General features: G+C 67.6%; 13 protein-coding genes. 8 read left to right on the top strand and 5 right to left on the bottom strand.

Going from position 1 to position 17,020, the window contains the following annotated elements; translation table 11 throughout:
• Nucleotides 1–51: 51 nt before the first annotated feature.
• The gene (gene hemW, locus VVD47_RS11435) at nt 52–1,284 is read right to left on the bottom strand and encodes a radical SAM family heme chaperone HemW (protein WP_327603591.1); all 1,233 of its coding nucleotides are present in this window, start codon (nt 1,282–1,284) and stop codon (nt 52–54) included.
• A 64-nt stretch (nt 1,285–1,348) separates the two neighbouring features.
• On the bottom strand, nt 1,349–2,980 hold the full coding sequence (locus VVD47_RS11430; RefSeq protein WP_327603590.1) for a methyl-accepting chemotaxis protein: 1,632 nt from the start codon (nt 2,978–2,980) through the stop codon (nt 1,349–1,351).
• A 261-nt stretch (nt 2,981–3,241) separates the two neighbouring features.
• On the opposite strand from VVD47_RS11430, the gene VVD47_RS11425 reads away from it, so the two are divergent.
• Together VVD47_RS11425 and VVD47_RS11420 are read left to right on the top strand one after the other, a co-directional pair.
• Complete coding sequence (locus VVD47_RS11425) at nt 3,242–4,072, top strand: zinc-dependent peptidase (protein ID WP_327603589.1); 831 nt, start codon at nt 3,242–3,244, stop codon at nt 4,070–4,072.
• Nucleotides 4,073–4,257: 185 nt separating this feature from the next.
• The gene (locus VVD47_RS11420) at nt 4,258–5,433 is read left to right on the top strand and encodes a hypothetical protein (RefSeq protein ID WP_327603588.1); all 1,176 of its coding nucleotides are present in this window, start codon (nt 4,258–4,260) and stop codon (nt 5,431–5,433) included.
• Between the two features lie 18 nt (nt 5,434–5,451).
• Here VVD47_RS11420 and ybaL read toward each other — a convergent pair whose 3' ends face one another.
• Nucleotides 5,452–7,101, bottom strand: a complete 1,650-nt coding sequence (ybaL, locus tag VVD47_RS11415; RefSeq protein ID WP_327603587.1) for a YbaL family putative K(+) efflux transporter — start codon at nt 7,099–7,101, stop codon at nt 5,452–5,454.
• A gap of 205 nt (nt 7,102–7,306) precedes the next feature.
• Nucleotides 7,307–8,245 (bottom strand): DUF1186 domain-containing protein, encoded by a 939-nt coding sequence (locus VVD47_RS11410; protein ID WP_327603586.1) that lies wholly within the window; start codon nt 8,243–8,245, stop codon nt 7,307–7,309.
• Nucleotides 8,246–8,426: 181 nt separating this feature from the next.
• On the opposite strand from VVD47_RS11410, the gene VVD47_RS11405 reads away from it, so the two are divergent.
• A complete protein-coding gene (locus VVD47_RS11405; RefSeq protein WP_327603585.1) occupies nt 8,427–10,826 on the top strand; it encodes a fatty acid cis/trans isomerase in 2,400 nt (799 codons plus the stop codon).
• Between the two features lie 213 nt (nt 10,827–11,039).
• Nucleotides 11,040–12,077: a pectate lyase gene (locus VVD47_RS11400; RefSeq protein ID WP_327603584.1), complete on the top strand. Its 1,038-nt coding sequence runs from the start codon at nt 11,040–11,042 to the stop codon at nt 12,075–12,077.
• On the opposite strand, the gene VVD47_RS11395 is transcribed toward VVD47_RS11400, so the two are convergent.
• Nucleotides 12,064–12,804: a hypothetical protein gene (locus VVD47_RS11395; protein WP_327603583.1), complete on the bottom strand. Its 741-nt coding sequence runs from the start codon at nt 12,802–12,804 to the stop codon at nt 12,064–12,066. The genes VVD47_RS11400 and VVD47_RS11395 overlap by 14 nt on opposite strands.
• A 144-nt stretch (nt 12,805–12,948) precedes the next feature.
• Between VVD47_RS11395 and VVD47_RS11390 the strand changes: the two genes are divergently transcribed.
• The 4 genes from VVD47_RS11390 (at nt 12,949) to VVD47_RS11375 (ending at nt 17,012) form a co-directional block, all read left to right on the top strand.
• A complete protein-coding gene (locus VVD47_RS11390; RefSeq protein WP_327603582.1) occupies nt 12,949–13,368 on the top strand; it encodes a PACE efflux transporter in 420 nt (139 codons plus the stop codon).
• A 121-nt stretch (nt 13,369–13,489) separates the two neighbouring features.
• Nucleotides 13,490–14,299, top strand: coding sequence for a hypothetical protein (locus VVD47_RS11385; RefSeq protein WP_327603581.1), 810 nt, complete (start codon nt 13,490–13,492; stop codon nt 14,297–14,299).
• A complete protein-coding gene (locus VVD47_RS11380; RefSeq protein ID WP_327603580.1) occupies nt 14,299–15,258 on the top strand; it encodes a hypothetical protein in 960 nt (319 codons plus the stop codon). The genes VVD47_RS11385 and VVD47_RS11380 overlap by 1 nt, the downstream gene beginning before the upstream one ends.
• On the top strand, nt 15,255–17,012 hold the full coding sequence (locus tag VVD47_RS11375; protein ID WP_327603579.1) for an ankyrin repeat domain-containing protein: 1,758 nt from the start codon (nt 15,255–15,257) through the stop codon (nt 17,010–17,012). The genes VVD47_RS11380 and VVD47_RS11375 overlap by 4 nt, the downstream gene beginning before the upstream one ends.
• Nucleotides 17,013–17,020 lie beyond the last annotated feature (8 nt).

Raw genomic sequence — 17,020 nt, 5'->3', positions numbered from 1 at the left:
GGGCAAATTGGTGTCGCCTTCCGTCGCCCCCTGCCCTTCAGTCCGCCAGGCTCAGTCTGCCAGGAACAGTTCCAGCAGGTCGTTCAGGAAGCGCTTGCCGCGCAGGGTGGGGCGCAACTGGCTGGCGTCCGCTTCCAGCAGGCCCTGCTTCCGTGCCGCCACGATGCGCGTCGCCACGGCTTCCAGCGGCAGGCCGGTGCGCTCGGCGAACAGGCTGGTCGGCACGCCCTCGGTCAGGCGCAGCGCATTCATCATGAACTCGAAGGGCAGTTCGGCCGCGCCCACGCTGCTGGCCTCCTGCACGAAGTCGCCACGCGCGGCACCCTGCAGATAGGCCTGCGGATGCTTGTGGCGCATCTCGCGGCGGATGCCTTCGTGCGAGCTCAGTTTGCCGTGCGCGCCGGCGCCGATGCCCAGGTAGTCGCCGAACTGCCAGTAGTTCAGATTGTGGCGGCAGCGGTGGCCGGGCAGGGCGAAGGCGGACGTCTCGTAGTTCTGGAAGCCGGCGCCTGCGAGTCGCGTCTCGATGGCCTCCTGCATGTCGGCCGACAGCTCGTCGTCCGGCAGCTCCGGCGGGTGCCGGTAGTACAGCGTGTTCGGCTCCAGCGTCAGGTGATAGGCCGACAGGTGCTTCGGCCCGTGCGCCAGCACGCCGTCCAGGTCGGCCAGCGCCTGTGCCAGCGTCTGCTGCGGCAGGGCGTACATCAGGTCGGCGTTCCAGGTGTCGAAGTGGCGCGCGGCCTGTTCCATCGCCGCATGCGCCTCGCGGCTGTCGTGGATGCGGCCCAGCACCTGCAGGCGCGCATCGTCCAGGCTCTGGATGCCCAGCGACACGCGCGTCACCCCGGCGGCGCGGAAGTCGGCGAACTTGCCGGCTTCCACCGTGCCGGGGTTGGCCTCCAGGGTGATCTCGCAACCCGGCTCCAGCGGCAGCAGCATGCGCACCGCGCCCAGCAGGCGGTCCAGCCCGGCAGCGGAAATCAGGCTGGGCGTGCCCCCACCGATGAAGATGCTGACCACGCGGCGGCCCCACACCTGTGGCAGCGCGGCGCTCAGGTCGGCGATCAGCGCATCGACGTAGGCGTCCTCCGGGATGCCTTCGTCGCGCACCGCGTGCGAGTTGAAGTCGCAGTACGGGCACTTGCGCACGCACCACGGGTAGTGGATGTACAGCGCGAGCGGGGGCGGCGCTTGCAGCTTCACCTGCGCGTCGGCCGTGGCAACCGCCGCGCGGGGCTGGATGGGAATGACGCGCGTGGGCGCCGGTCTTTCAGGTGTGCTCATGATGCGGCACGGATTGTCCCCCGCCAGCGCGGTGAGGACAAACCCGGCTGCATCATGTCCGTGCTCACACCGTGAAGCGGTGGATGGTGTCGTCCAGCTGGCGGGCGATCCCGCCGAGCTGTTCGGACAGCCGGTGGGTCTGCCCGGCGGCCTCGTTGTTGGCCGCGCTCGCCGCCGCGATGCGTTCGACGTGGCGGGTGATGTCCTGGCTGGCCGCGCTCTGCTCCTTGATCGCCAGGGCGATGTCGGCGGTGTGGCGCGCACTTTCGCGCGACAGTTGCTCGATCTCGCGCAGGCCGTCCACCACGCGGGCGGTACTGCTCACGCCGGCCGCCATGGCGGCGCTGGCCGCGTGCATGTCGTCGGCGGCCACGCCGGTGTCGCGTTGCACGCCTTCGATGCGGCTCTGGATGTCCACCGTGGCGGCGGTGGTGCGCTCCGCCAGCTTGCGCACCTCGTCCGCCACCACCGCGAAGCCGCGGCCTTCCTCACCGGCGCGGGCCGCCTCGATGGCGGCGTTGAGCGCCAGCAGGCTGGTCTGGTCGGCAATCTCCTTGATCACCTGGACGATGCCGCCGATCTCGTCGGAGCGCTGGTTCAGCGACACCACCAGCTCGGCCGAGCGCTGGATGGCCTCGGCCACTTCGGTGATCTGCGCCGCCGTCTGCTGCGCGGCTTCCACGTTGCGGCTGGCGGTGCCGGCGGCATGGCCCGCCACCTCCTCCACGCTGTGGGCACGCTCCGCCACGTGCGCGATGCTGGTGGTCAGCTCGTCGATGGCGGCGGCTGTCGCGTGTGCCGCACCGGCCTGCTGGCCGGATGCCTCGGTGACCTTCTCGGCCGCCACGTGCAGGGTGCGGGCGGCCACCACCAGTTGTTCCGAATCGCGGTTGGCCCCGCCGATCACCGTGCACATTCCCTCCAGCAGGCGGTTGATGGCCTGCGAGGTCGCGCCGATCTCGTCCTGCGACCCGACCGTCATGCGCACGCCGATGCGTCCGCTGCGCTCGATCTCCTGGATCGCCGACTGCATGCGTGCCAGCGGCACCCGTACCTGCCTGCTCACGACCCAGCCACCCGCGCCACCCAGCAGCGCCGCCAGTGCCAGCAGGCCGGCACACACCGCGGTCAGCCGGTTGCGGATGCCCGCCAGTTGCCCCTCGATGCCCTGCACCCGCTCTTCCGCCTGGCGGGCCACGCCCTCCAGCGCGGCATGCATCTGGCCGGCCGCCTGCGCGTGCGGCGCAAAGGCGCGGTTCACTTCCAGCGAGGACGGATACTCCGCGCCCATCATGCTCGCCACCATGTCGCCGAGGCCGTCCTTGTACTGGCCCAGCGCCTTCTCCGCGGCTTCGAGTGCCGTACGGTCCTGCGCCGACACCAGCTCGCGCAGGCTCACCAGCGTCGCCGTCACCGCGTCGTAGGAGGCCTGCCATTTTTCCTGCCAGGCCATCACCTCCTGCTCGCTGCCCAGCGACAGGAACACGTCCTTCTCGTCGCGGTGCATCTGCCCCAGCTGCAACTGTCCCTGGCGGATCGTGCGGTAGAGGGCGAGGTCGCGCTCCAGCAGGCCACGCACTTCCGTGTACTGGCGATGCATGCCGAAGATGCCGACGGCGCCCACCGCCACCATCAGCGCAATGAGGATGGAAAAGCCCGCGCCGACGCGCTGGGCGATGCTCAGTCTGGACAACATGGGAGAACCTTCCGTGAAGATGAACCAGAGACCACCAGCCCGCGCCGCTGCGGGTGAACGTGGGCTTACGGTCCGCCTCGCCAGCGCTTGAGGGTTAACCCTTGGTCATTTGATCCAGCGCATGAATCGCGTGCAGGCCCATCGGCGCGATCGACGGCGGCGGCGATGTCGCGTCCGTCGTGGCGGGCCGGGTCGCGGGCTTGAAATCCGCCTGCGCCGCTCCCAGCTACAAGCCGTTCCCTTCACGAGCAGGAGCCGGCCGTGCCGATCGTCGTGGTGTCCTGTCTCGCCCTGCTGTGGGTGCTGTGGCTCGCCAGCGAACCGCTGCGCACCGCGCACCGCCGTCGTCGCATCGGCCGCCGGCCGTTTCCGGAAGCCTGGCGCCACATCCTGCGCAACCGCGTGCCCTGGTTCCGTCAGCTCCCGGTCGAACTGCAGCTGCGCCTCAAGCAACACATCCAGGTGTTCATCGCCGAGAAGGACTTCATCGGCTGCGCCGGCCAGGACATCGACGACGACGTCCGCGTCACCATCGCTGCCCACGCCTGCCTGCTCACCCTCAACCGCCCCGCGCCCTTCTACCCGCAACTGCGCCAGGTCCTCGTCTACCCCGGCAGCTTCCGCGTGCAACGCAAACGCACCGAAGCCAACGGCCTGGTGCACGAAGGCGAGGAAGTCATGTCCGGCGAATCCTGGAGCCATGGCCAGGTCATCCTGTCCTGGCACGACACCCAGGAAGGCGCCGCCGTCATCGACGACGGCCACAACGTCGCCCTGCACGAATTCGCCCACCAGCTCGACCAGGAAAAAGGCCACGCCAACGGTGCCCCGCTGCTGGGCCGGCGAGGCAATTACGCGCAGTGGTCAGCGGTGCTCAGCCGCGAATTCGCACGCCTGCGGGAGCAGACGCTGGCGATGGGCTTCGATGGTGAAGAACCGCTGATCGACCCCTACGGCGCAACCGACCCGGCGGAGTTCTTCGCGGTGGCGACGGAGGCGTTCTTCGAGCGACCGGCGCGTCTGTTCGGGCAGGCGCCGGAGTTGTACCGGGTTTTGAGCGGGTATTACAGGCTGGATCCGTTGGGGTGGTAACAAGACGAATGTTCTCTTGATTGTTGAGAGTCAATTGGGTTCGTCGCTAGTGCTAGTGGTGTGCTGAAGGTCAATTCTTCCCCAAGTTATTGAGACTATTAGATAGAATAATTTGCACACTCTTCTTTGAGGCTCGCAAGCTCGAAGTGCTGTTCCATCTATTCAAATAAGTGCCGACCGCAACCATGCCTAGAAAAAATCTAATACTCCAAGTATTCGTAGCCTCTCCATCTGATGTAGAGGAAGAGCGAGGAGTATTAGATTCCGTAGTTGCAGAGCTGAATAGAACTTGGGCGAATAGCATTGGAGTCTCATTCGAGGTCCTAAAGTGGGAAACCAGCGTTCGCCCTGGGTTTTCTGATGATGCGCAGGCCGTAATTAATTCGCAGATTCCTGATGACTACGATGTATTCATTGGGATATTCTGGTCGAGGCTAGGGACGCGGACTAGTCGTGCTGCGTCTGGAACAGTGGAGGAGTTTGAGCGGGCCTATCAACGTTTCAGGGAAACAGGGTCTGTTCCAGAAATAATGCTCTATTTTAAAGAGGCGCCTCTCTCTCCTTCCAGGATTGAGGCGGGCCAGTTGTTGGCACTCCAAGAATTCAAAAGTTCTCTGCCAGAAAAAGGAGGCCTATATTCCTCTTTTGAGGACCTTGCGGGTTTCGAAGCGTCGCTACGCGCTCATCTTGCTGCAATTGCTCAGCAGTTTGTAAAGGTGCCTGAGAGAAGCATCTCTCTCGAATCCGCAGAGCTCCTGCCTGAAGCATTAATTGCTGATGAAGAAGATGGACTGTTCGACTGTCTAGAAATCTACACTATGCGGACGCAGGATATGACTGCGGCGATGGAGGTTATCAGCGACGCAACTGTGCGAATAGGCGAGCAGCTTTCTCAGCGGACTATAGAAATTAACGCGCGAGATGCATCAGACCCGGGCCACGCTAAACGGCTTGTTAAGCGTGCCTCCGAGGATATGTTTAGGTACGCAAGTATTTTAGAGGCGAGTATTCCACTTCTTTCTTCTGCGCGCCAGGAGGCATTCGCAGCATTAAGTAGCGCGGTCGTGCTGATGGAAGACTTTAAATCGGACAAACTGCAATTGCATTCTCTTCGGAAAACTCTCTTGAGAACAATAGAGGGTGCGGTGACCGCCAAATCAGGATTGCTTGGGATGAGGCAGGCGGCGGCCGGGCTGCCAAGAGTGAGTAAAGATCTCAATAAGTCAAAACGAGCCGTCACGGATAATTTAGACCGGCTTCTTAGTGAAATTGAAAGCACAGAATCCACCGTGGCGAATTTGGTGGAAGCTATAGATCGCCTTCTCGCTTCTTCGACGGCTGGCCAGGTTTGGAACCAATGAGCGACGGCATAAGAGGGCTCACGCCGTCCCCACGCTCAACGCCAGCATCCCCTTCGCAATCTCCCGCTCGCCCATGATCGTCTCGGTGGCGCCGCACTTCATCAGGTGCGTCGTCTCGTCGTCCGAATGCGAGCGGGCGATGATCTGCAGGGCGGGGCTGGCTTCGCGGGCCTGCATGACGACCTGGCCGGCTTCGAAGCTTTGCGGGATGGCGACGAACAGCCATTTGGCATCGACGACGTTGGCGGCCTGCAGCGCGCGCGGGTTGGCGGCGTTGGCGAAGACCACGAAGCCGCCGTCGGCGCGGGCGGCGTCGGCGGGGCGGTCGCGGTCCTCGATGACCACGAAGGGCTGGCCCATGGCCTTGAAGCGCTCGCCGATCATGCGGCCGACGCGGCCGTAGCCGACGATGACGGGGTGACCGGACAGGCTGGTGTCGGCGACTTCGATCGGCTTGGTGCGCGGGTCGCTGTCCTTCTCCTCCACGGCGTTGAACTTCTCGCGGCCGGCGATGCGCTCGCACAGGCTGAAGATGAACGGATTGGCGAGGATGGAGAAGATGGCGCCGGCGAGGATGAGGTCGCGCCCTTCGTTGCCGAACAGGTCCAGCGTGACGCCCAGGCCGGCGAGGATGAAGGAGAACTCGCCGATCTGCGCGAGGCTGGCCGAGATGGTCAGCGCCGTGGTGCGCTTGTGGCCCAGCATGCGCACCACGAGGTAGGCGGCGATCGACTTGCCGACGATGATGATGCCCAGCGTGGCGGCCACGGCCACCGGTGCCTGCATCACGATGCGCCAGTCGAACAGCATGCCGACGGAGACGAAGAACAGCACCGCGAAGGCGTCGCGCAGCGGCAGTGATTCTTCCGCCGCGCGGTGGCTCAGCGTGGATTCCGCCAGGATCATGCCGGCGAAGAAGGCGCCCAGCGCGAAGGACACGCCGAACAGGGTGGCGGCGCAGAAGGCCACGCCCAGCGCGACAGCCAGCACCGACAGGCTGAACAGCTCGCGCGAGCCGGTGTGCGCCACCCAGTGCAGCAGGCTGGGGATGACGCGGCGGCCGACGACCATCATGAACACGCCGAAGGCGATCACCTTCAGCACGGTGATGCCGAGCACCACTGGCACGCTGAAGCCGCCTTCCTCACCGCTGCCGGCAATCGCCGGGATGAGCACCAGGGCCAGCACCATCGCCACGTCCTCGACGATCAGCCAGCCCACCGCGATGCGGCCGCGCTCGGTGTCCACCAGGCGGCGTTCCTGCAGGGCGCGCAGCAGCACCACCGTGCTGGCGACCGACAGCGACAGGCCGAACACGAAGCCGCCGGCGAGGCTCCAGCCGAGGAAGTGGGCGAGGCCCATGCCCATCGCGGTGGCGGCACCGATCTGCACCACGGCGCCGGGCAGGGCGATGTTGCGCACCGCCAGCAGGTCCTTGAAGGAGAAGTGCAGGCCGACGCCGAACATCAGCAGGATGACGCCGATCTCGGACAGCTCCATGCCCAGTGAGGTGTCGGCGACGAAGCCCGGTGTGTAGGGGCCGATGATCACGCCTGCAAGCAGGTAGCCCACCAGGGGTGACAGTTTTGCCTTGTGGGCCAGCGCGCCGAAGATGAAGGCGAGGACGAGGCCACCGACGAGGGTGGCGAGCAGCGGGCCAAGGTGCATTGGGTTATTCCTGTTGTATCCCGATGGAGCGGACGCCCGACCCGCGCGGGGCGGACAGGACTATGAGTGGAGCGGGCCGGGGCGGGAAGGTTCGCCCGAGCGGGTATTTTAGTGGCTGAGCCCGCCGGTCATGACCGGGTTGGCGCAAGTTTGTGCCAGCCGGATGACCGCCATGCGCGGCCCGCAGGCGGGCAGCTGCCCGGGTTCAGGCACCGCAGCATTTCTTGTACTTCTTGCCGCTGCCACAGGGGCAGGGGTCATTGCGCCCCACCCTGGCGTCGGTGCGGGCATAGGGCGTGCCGTTGTCGATGTGCAGCACGTCGCCCACGGCGGCCGGCAGCTTGAACATCGGCCATTCGGCCAGTGCCTCGGACGCACTGGTGACGTAGCCGCGCTTCAGCGCCTGCAACTGGCGGCGGCGTTCCTCCAGCGGCACCGCGAATTCGGGTTCGATGGCGGCGAGCTCGCCCCGCGCCTGCGGATCCACCAGGCCGCGCGCGAACCAGTCGCGCACGGTGGGCAGCGCGTCGGCGGCCGCCATGTCGCCCAGCGTGCCGGCGATGAGGGTGACCAGGGTGTCCGGCCCGTCGCCGGATGCCTGCGCCGCTGCCGCTTCACCGACGGCGAGGATGCGGCGCACGGCCTCGTCGTGCGGCAGGTTGCCCTCCAGCGCCAGCACGGCGATGGCCTCCACGGCGGCGGAACGCACCCAGGGGTCCACGCCGGCATCGCCGGCCAGCGCGGACAGCTCGTCGGTGCGGCCGGCGGCCAGGCTGGCCAGCGCGCGGCCCAGCAACTCGCCGACGAAGTCGCCGAAGATGGCCTCGATGTCCTCGTCACCACGCCGGGCCAGGGCGATGACCGGTGCCAGCGCCGCCGCTTCGCGGAACTCCGCCAGCAGGGCGATCAGGTGGAAGTGCAGGATGACGTCCGCATCGGCCAGCAGGGGCGAGGGGTCGGCGGCCAGGCGTTCCAGTTCGACCAGCATGTCGGGCAGGTAGCGCGCGCGGTCGGCGCGCAGCGCGTCGACCGCGGCGGCGGGGTAGCGGCCGTCGGTGCGCTCCAATGCGGTGCGCAGGGCGGGCCAGTCGGCGAACGCAGAGGCGGGCGTGGCGGTGGAGGTCGGGGCGGCAGGGGGCGTCATGGCGGGGTGGCAGGCGGCGGCAACGACCGCGATTTTACCGGCTAGCCGTTTGTATGGCGGACGCGGCTCGTGCCAGCAGGGTCGTGGCGTCGCCAGCCGGACAACCTGTCACACGCGCGCAACGGACGAAGCACCGCACTCGCACTAAGATGGCGGCATTGCCCTGCCGCCCTGGTGAATCATGCGTCATCTCCGTGCCCGCCTCCGCAGCCTGCCTGCCGTGCTCGCCGTCCTGTTGCTGGCAGGTTGTGCCAGCCTGGGTTACTACCTCGTCCCCAACTTCAACACCCTGTTCGGCCCGGCCGATCCGACGCGCTTCGACCATCCGCGTACGCCGCCGGTGGGCATGTCGTATGCGCATGACATCCAGCCCATCCTCGACAAGCGCTGCGTGGTGTGCCACGCCTGCTACGACGCCGCCTGCCAGCTGAAGACGACGAGCTGGGAGGGGCTGGCCCGCGGCGCCAGCAAGACCCTGGTGTATGACCCCATCCGCCTGCTGGCGGCCACGCCGGCGCGCCTGTACGTCGATGCCGAGAAAGCTTCGGAGTGGCGCAAGCTGGGTTTCTCGCCGGTGCTGAACGAACATGCGCAGGACGTGCCGACCCAGCGCGAGGCCAGCCTCATGTATCGCCTGCTGACGCTCAAGCAGCAGCACCCGCTGCCGGACAACGGCACCGTGGGCGGCGGGCTGGACTTCCGTATCGACCGCGCGCAGATCTGCCCCGCCGAGGGCGAGATCGAAGCCTACGAACGTGCCTTCCCGCTCGGTGGCATGCCCTACGGCCTGCCCGGTCTGGCGGAGCAGGAGCACCAGCAACTCACCCGGTGGCTGGAGATGGGCGCGCCCTACGAGGGCGTGGCGCCGCTGACACCCGGCCTGGTGCGGAAGGTCGCCGAATGGGAGGCCTTCTTCAATGGCGACTCGCTGAAGGAGCGGCTGTTCGCGCGCTACGCCTACGAACACCTGTTCCTCGCCGCGCTGTACTTCGACGACCAGGAGGCCGCCAGTGGCCGCCGCTTCTTCCGCCTGGTGCGCTCCACCACGCCGCCGGGGCAGCCGGTGCGCGAGGTGCGCGCGGCACGCCCGGTGGATGACCCCGGCGTCGACCGACCGTATTACCGCCTTGTCGCCGAGCGCGAGAGCATCGTCGTCAAGACCCACATGCCCTACCGCCTCGATGCGGCGCGCATGGCCTTCTGGCGCCAGCTCTTCCTCGATGCGCCCTACTCCGTGACGAAGCTGCCGGGCTACTCCGCCAGCACCGCGGCGAACCCCTTCGCCACCTTTGCGGAACTGCCGGCCGGTGCGCGCTACCGCTTCATGCTGCAGGAGGCGCACTTCACCATCTCCGGTTTCATCAAGGGGCCGGTGTGCCGCGGCCAGATGGCGCTCAACGTCATCGAGGACCAGTTCTGGGTGGTGTTCGCGCAACCCGGCGCCATCCCCACCGACACGCTGACCGACTTCCTGGCGCGCGAGCAGGACCACCTGAGCCTGCCCACGGGGCGCAGCACCAGCGCCGCCCTCATTCCGTGGGCCGAGTACGCCGGGCGGCAGCGCAACTACCTGCTGGCCAAGTCGCAGGCGCTCACCGGCTACTTCACCGACGGCAGGCTGCCGGGCCTGGGCGACGTGTGGGACGGCGGCGCGCTGGACGGTACGAGCCAGCGCAACGACAACGCGGTGCTGAGCATCTTCCGCCACAACGACAGCGCCACCGTGGTGAAGGGCATGGTGGGCGACACGCCCAAGACGGCCTGGCTCATCGAGTACCCGTTGCTGGAGCGCATCCACTACCTGCTGGTCGCCAACTACGACGTGTATGGCAACCTCGGCCACCAGATCAACTCGCGGCTGTACATGGACTTCCTGCGCATGGAGGGCGAGTTCAACTTCCTGCTGCTGCTGCCGCAGGCCGAACGCATCCGCCTGCGCGACCACTGGTATCGCGGCAGCGAGCCGGCGGTGCGCGAGCAGGTATATGGCGACATTGCCAAGGTGCCGGTCGACAGCGGCATCCGCTACCAGACCAAACAGCCGATGCCGGAGTTGCTGGGCCTGTTGCGCCAGCACGTGGGTCCGGCGGTGAATACCCGGTATGGATTACCGGCGATGGGCGACGGCAAGCTGCAGGGCACGCTGGAAAAGCTGGCCGCCGTACACGGCCCCGCCCTGAGCTGGCTGCCGGAGAACAGCGTCCTGACCATCGAACAGGCCGGCCGGCCGCTGCGCTACGTCAGCCTGCTGCGCAACACCGGCCACCTCAACGTGTCGCACCTGATGCTGGAGGCGCAACAGATACTGCCGGCGGAGCACACGCTGACCGTCGCGCCCGGCATCGTTGGGGCCTACCCCAATGCGTTCTACCGCGTGCGCGAGGAGCAGCTGCCGGCCTTCACCACGGCACTGGCGGCGCTGTCGTCCGAGGCGGACTACGCGCGCTTCTCCGAGCGCTTCGCGGTGCGCCGGACCAACCCGCGCTTCTGGGACTTCAGCGACGCGCTGCATGACGACTACCGGCGGACCGAGCCGGTGTTCTCCGGCATCCTCGACTTCAACCGTCTGGAGAACCGCTGAGACAGTGCGGAGCCGGACCCGCAGCGTCCGGCTCCGCGTCGCTCTCGTATCTTCTGTCATCTCCGTTGACCTCGCCGCGCGCAGTGCTACAACGAATGGCGCGCGCGCCGTGCTGATGCTGCACACAGCCGGCAAAGCTGTCAGAAACGCGCCGCCCTGCGACTGAATCGCAGGGAATCACCAGAACGCAGCACCCAACGGAGACAAGACACCATGAAGTACTTCAGCATCGCTGCGGCCATGCTGGCGACGGTGTTCGCCTGTTTGCCCGCCCACGCCGCCAACCGCCCCGCCGGCTACAAGACCCTGTGCACCGAGAACAAGACCTGCACGTTGCCCGGTTCGCCCACGACGAACGTGGCCTTCGGACGCGCAGGCCAGTTCGTCTACAAGCAACTGGGCGGCACCTTCATCTGCAATGCCGCCACTTTCTACGGCTACCGCTTTCCGGGCGGCACCAACGAGTGCTCGGTGCCGCTGCCGGACCTGCCGCCGGGCAGCAGCTCCTCTTCCAGCAGCTCCAGCAGCAGTTCCAGCAGTTCCTCGTCGAGCTCCAGCAGCTCGTCGAGCGGCTCATCCTCGAGTTCATCGTCGGGCTCGTCTTCCAGCACATCCTCGTCCGGCGGCGGCATCACCGGGTCGAGCTGCGTGTCGACCGGCACCGTGAGCGTGAAAATCGACAACGGCCCGATCGTCGTCGCCGAGGGCAGCACCTTCGACGGTGGCTGCAAGACCTACCTGGCTACCAGCGGCTGTCCCTTCTGCGAGGACATACAGCCAATCTTCCGCGTCAATGCGGGCGCGACGCTGAAGAACGTCATCATCGACGGCCCGCAAGATGGGATCAACATCTACGGCAATGCGACGCTCGACAACGTGCGCATCAACAGGCTGTCGGATACCGGTGCGGTGCGTATGGCGGCCTCGGGCACGGTCACCGTCAGCAACGTCACGGTGGCGCAGTCGGTGGATCGTGCCTTCCAGATCAACCAGCCGGGCACCTTGCGCGTGTCGAACCTCGTCGCACGCAATGTGCCGAATGCGGTGTTCCGCCAGAACGGTGGCACCACCTTCCGCACCCAGTTGTACTGCGACCGCTGCGACATCGCCGATTCGGGCTACGTGTTCCGCGCCGACAGCAGCGCGTCCACCGCGGCCTTGAGCAACAGCGTGCTCAGCAACGTGAAGCAGGTGTGCTACGGCAGCTATCCGGTGGCCAGCTGCACCACCACCAACGTCACCGTGAAGTAGCGGGCGTGAATCGCCAGGCGCGGCGCAGGGCGTGCCGCGCCAGGCTCAGCCAGTTGGCCAGGTGCAGGGGGCACAGGCACACCAGCAGGTCCCCCTGGGCGTGGCCCGGGTTACGGCTGGCGAAGAAGTGGATGTGCGGGTCGCGCAGGGCAGCCTCGCTCAGCGGGGCCACCTCGCTGCGCAAGCGCTTGTGCCCACTGCCGCGCACCACGCCGCTGTCGGCCTGCCAGTCCCGCCCGTAACGCCGCAGCGCCAGGTGGTCCATCAGGGTCGCAATGTCCGCCGGTGTCGCGCGGTCGTGCCGCGGCCAGTACTCGGCGAAGTTGCGCGGCAGCAGGTAGTAGCTCTTGTAGCTGAAGGTATCGAAGAACCAGTCGATGCGTTGCAGCGGATGGCGCAGCCGCTCGCGCAGGAACACCCTCAGCCCCAGCCACTGCAGCAGGTTGTGGCCGCGGACCGACTCGTCCAGCAGTGCCTGCGAGGTGAAGATCACCCGCCGCGGCCGCTCCTCGAAGCGCAGGCTGTAGACGTCCACCGCCGCCATGCCCACCAGCGCGCCGCCGCGCCAGAACAGCGCAACCTCCGCGTGCCGCCGCAGGTTCAGCTCCACGTAGGCGCGCTCCGTCTCGTAGAAGCGGCAGGTCAGCGCCCAGACGTCGTCCCAGTCCTGCGCGGTCAGCGCGGCGGTCGGCTGCAGCGCGGTCAGCACGGGGGAGGGGCGACTCACGGATGATCCTCATCTGGGCGGGAAGATGGAGCTTATGCCAGTTCAGTGTTACCTATCAGCAATGCTGACAGCAGGTAACTTCTTGCTGCCGTCCGCCTGGCCTAGAGTGCACCACCTTCCGTTCCGTCCGCCGCCCTACCGACCATGCAAGGCATCAAGCGCAAGATCGTCCACGCCGTCTTCTTCGAGTTCTTCGCCATCCTCAGCGTGACCACCGCCTTCATGCTCACCACCGGGACCGGCGCCGGACGCTCCACCGCGCTGGCCGTCATGACCTCGGTGGTCGCCATGCTGTGGAACATGGCCTACAACGCCCTGTTCGAGAGCTGGGAAGCCCGCCAGACCAAGCGCGGCCGCAGCCTGGCCCGCCGCATCACCCATTCGCTGGGCTTCGAGATCGGCCTCGTCGTGCTGCTGCTGCCGCTGGTGTCCTGGTGGCTGGGCATCGGCCTCGTCGAAGCCCTGGTGCTGGAGATCGGGCTGGTGGTGTTCTTCGTGGTGTACGGGCTGGTGTACAACTGGTGCTTCGACCGGCTGTTCGGCCTGCCGACGGCGGCGGCCTGAGGGGCTTCCTCCTTCACGGCACGCAGGCGGACCCTGTGTGCCCGACTGGCTGAGCCCCTGCGGCGGGTGCGTGGACTATCCTTCTGCTGCGCCCGGGAAGAGCGCAGGAGGAGTCCCTTTGTTGCATGCTCATCGATCCGCCGCTTCATTCGTAGCCAGCCTGCTGTGTGCCGCGCTGCTGGCGTCGCCGCTGGCGGTCGACGCGCAGCCCGCGAATGTTCCGCCCCGTTGCGACCCCTTGCTGCCGTCGTCGGCCGGCGATCCGCTGGGTTACCGCAAGCGCGGTGACCGCTGCGAGGGGCGCTACATCCGCGAGGTTTCCAGCAGCACGCTGGCGGTGGTGTCCTTCGTCGAATCCACGGTCACCGTCGACCGCGCGGCCAAGGCGCCCCTGAATCTCTCCTGGCGTGCGCCGGCCGCTGCCGACAACGTGCGGCTGCGGGCGCAGAGCCTGACGCGGCGCGTGTATTACCGCATGGATGCCGAGCGACCGGCGCGCGCCGGGGCTTATGCGTGGCCGACATCGTTGCTGGCCTCGCTGGACCCGCCCGCCGCCGAGTTCGGTTTGCTGGCGACGACTCCGATGAAGCTGGGCGACGTGCAGCGGGACGTCCACCTGCCGCTGCGTGCGGCGCATGAGGGGGCGCCGGCCGTGACGGCCACGCCTCGTCTCGTCGTCGTGCCCGGAGGCGAGCTGGACGAGCTGTTCGTCTCGCTGACCGAGGTGGATGCCACGGGCCGGCCCGGTCGTACGCTTCGCCGCAGCGAGCCGCTCGGCCTGGGCTATTACCCGGCGCAGCGTCCGGTCACGGTGCCCCTGGCTGCGGCGGAAGTGGCCGCCGGCGGTGTGCTCCGCGTGGAGCTCGTCGCTCGCCTGCGCAGCGGCGCCAGCTCCAGTGCCGAGGCCTGGCTTTACCTGCAGGGGCCGTGATGGATCGACTCGCAAACCCCCGTCGCTGGTCGATGGCTCTGTTGCTGCTGGCGGCGCTTGCGGTCGTCAGCGTGCTGCTGTTCGTGCGCGTCTCCAAAACCGAGATCGAGCTGGAAGCCACGGTGGAGGGGCTGCGTTTCCGCCTTGCCACGGGCCAGGCGCTGACCGAACCGGCGAGCCTCGCTTTCCTGGGCGTGGCGGGCATCGGTCGTGCGGAGCTGTCGGGCGACACGCTGCCGCCTGCCCTGCAGGGCGACACCCTGGCGCTGCACGCGGACGCCCTCGACGCGGCATGCAGCGGTCGTCTCAGCCTGGAGCCGCTGGTGTTGCCGCCCTCCACCCTGGTCGGCCTGGGCGAGCCGTCGGCCGGACGCCTGTCGATGCAACTGGAGTCGCCCGGGGACATGTGGCTGCGCGTCGTCATCGACGGTTGCGTGCGCATCGGTACGGCGCGTGGCAGCGTGTGGCCGGGCACGACGCGCACGCTGCTGCTGAAGCTGGCCGACCGTGCCGATCTCGGGCTTGGACCGGCGGCCGGGCAGCGCCTGCGCTTCGCGCGCTGGGTGCCGGTGGATGAACTGCGACTGGCGCGCGTCGAGCAGATCGCGCACGACGGCGACCTGATGGTGCGCCACGTTTCCACGCTGGGCGCCGGGCGCCTGTACTACATGGCGCTGGACGGGCGCGAGCGGGTGTTGCGGGTGGCCGAGCCGCTGCGCTTCCGTGAAGTGGCCGGCGAATTCCGTTCGATCGCGGTCGACGGGGATCGCATCGAACTGCGCTTCCGTGGGGATGTGCGTGGCATGGAGAGCGGGTCCGAATCGCACGGCCGCAGCTGGATGCCGAGCTGGCTGGAATGGCTGAAGGCCAACCACGCGGTATCCCTGTTGTGGGCCTCGGTACTGTCCCTGTTCGGCCTGCTGCTGTCGCTGCGCAACTGGTGGCGGGGCGGACCATGAGCTGGCGTCGGCTGGCCGTCCTGTCGGGCGCCTGCCTGCTGCCGGCGCTTGCGGTCGCGCAGGACGCGATCACCCGCGAACTGGAAGCCGCTGCGGCTGGCGTGGTCGCCATCGAGGCGCAGTTCGGCGACCGCAGCAGCTTCGGTGCGGGCGTGGTGGTGGCACGCGAGCGTGACGCCCTGCTGGTGGTGACGGCCAATCACGTGCTGCGCCAGGGGCGCGACGCCAGTACCGCGCTGGCGGTGCGGTTGAAGTCGAAGCCGGACCTCTCGTTGAAGGCCATGCCGCTGCCGCAGATGGATGTCGCCGACGATCTCGCATTGCTGCGCGTGGAAGGTCTGGCTGCGCAGGGCATCGACCCCTGCGCGCTGCCCGCCATGAAGCTGGAGCGGCCGACGGCACTGCGCCGCGGCCATGCGGTGTATCCGCTGGGCAACCCGGCGGGCGTGGCCTGGCGCGTGCCGGTGCGCGCCGACGTGGTGACGAAGATCGACGACGCGCAGATCACCTTCGAGTCGGCACTGATCGAGAACGGGCACTCCGGGGGTGGGCTGTTCAACGCCTTCGGCGACCTGGTCGGCATCATCCGCGCCGACCAGCCGCCCTACGGCATCGCGACGCGGATGGACCGCGTCGCCGCACGGCTGAAGGCCTGGGGTCGCGCGGGGACGGATACCTGTACCGCCGCGGCTGCGGTTCCTGCTGCGACCAGGCCGTCCTCCGCTTCGACACGGCTGGATTTCAGCGGGCTGACCGCGAAGCAGTGGGGGCACGCCAGCGCCTATCGCGCCTGCACGGAGATCGGCCGGGACGGCAAGACGCAGCCCTGCCCGGAGAAGCCGGAGCCGACGCTGGAACTGTTCAACGCCATCCAGCGCGGTGACGTGCAGGACGTGCGCCGCCTGCTGGACCTCGCGGGCTTCGACGCGGAGGGGCAGAAGTGGCCCTATCCCTTGCACCTGGCTGCCGGGCTCGGTCAGGTCGAGGTCATGAAGCTGCTGTTGCAGATGGGCGCGAAGAAGAACACGTCGATCCGGGCGCCGCATCACGACTTCCACTCCCGGGAGTTTCCGGCGACACCGCTGTACCTGGCGACGCGCACCGGCCAGCACGAGGCGATGCGCCTGCTGATCCGGGCGGGCGCATCCATGAGCGAGGGCGAAGGGGTGTCCGGTGGCACCGGCACACCGCTGTGTGCCGCCGCGCGCAACAACCAGATCGAGGAGGCGCGCGTGCTGATCACTGCCGGTGCGCCGCTGAAGTCACGCTGGTGGGATCACGCACCGATGGCCTGCGCCGTGGCGGCGGGGCATGTCGGCATGGTCAGGCTGCTCGACCAGGCCAGGGCCCCGCTGGATGGCGGCCAGAACGGCGCCATCGGGCTGTTGCGCCTGGCCGCCGAGAACGTGCACCTGGAGGTGATGCGCTACCTGGTCTCGCGACGCGTCCCGCTGGAATGCCCGCGCCATACGCCCTGCGACTCGCCGCTGTACGTGTCGCTCATCAAGAACGAGCGCCTGGAAGCCGCGCGGCTCCTGCTCGACGCGGGGGCCGACCCCAATGCCGGCGACTACAAGCGGCCATTGCAGCTGGCGCTGGAGTTCCGCAACGTACCCGCGATGAAACTCCTGCTCAAGGCCGGCGCCGACCCCAACCTGACGACGCGTGAAGGCCAGACCCTGCTCGCCATCGCCCAGCAGTCGGAGCAGGACGATGCGGTTGCACTGCTGCGCGCCCACGGCGCGAAGCGCTGACGGGCGGG

Source organism: Uliginosibacterium sp. H1 (assembly GCF_036017065.1).
Taxonomy (GTDB): Bacteria; Pseudomonadota; Gammaproteobacteria; order Burkholderiales; family Rhodocyclaceae; genus Uliginosibacterium.
This window is presented reverse-complemented; position numbering and strand designations above follow the sequence as displayed.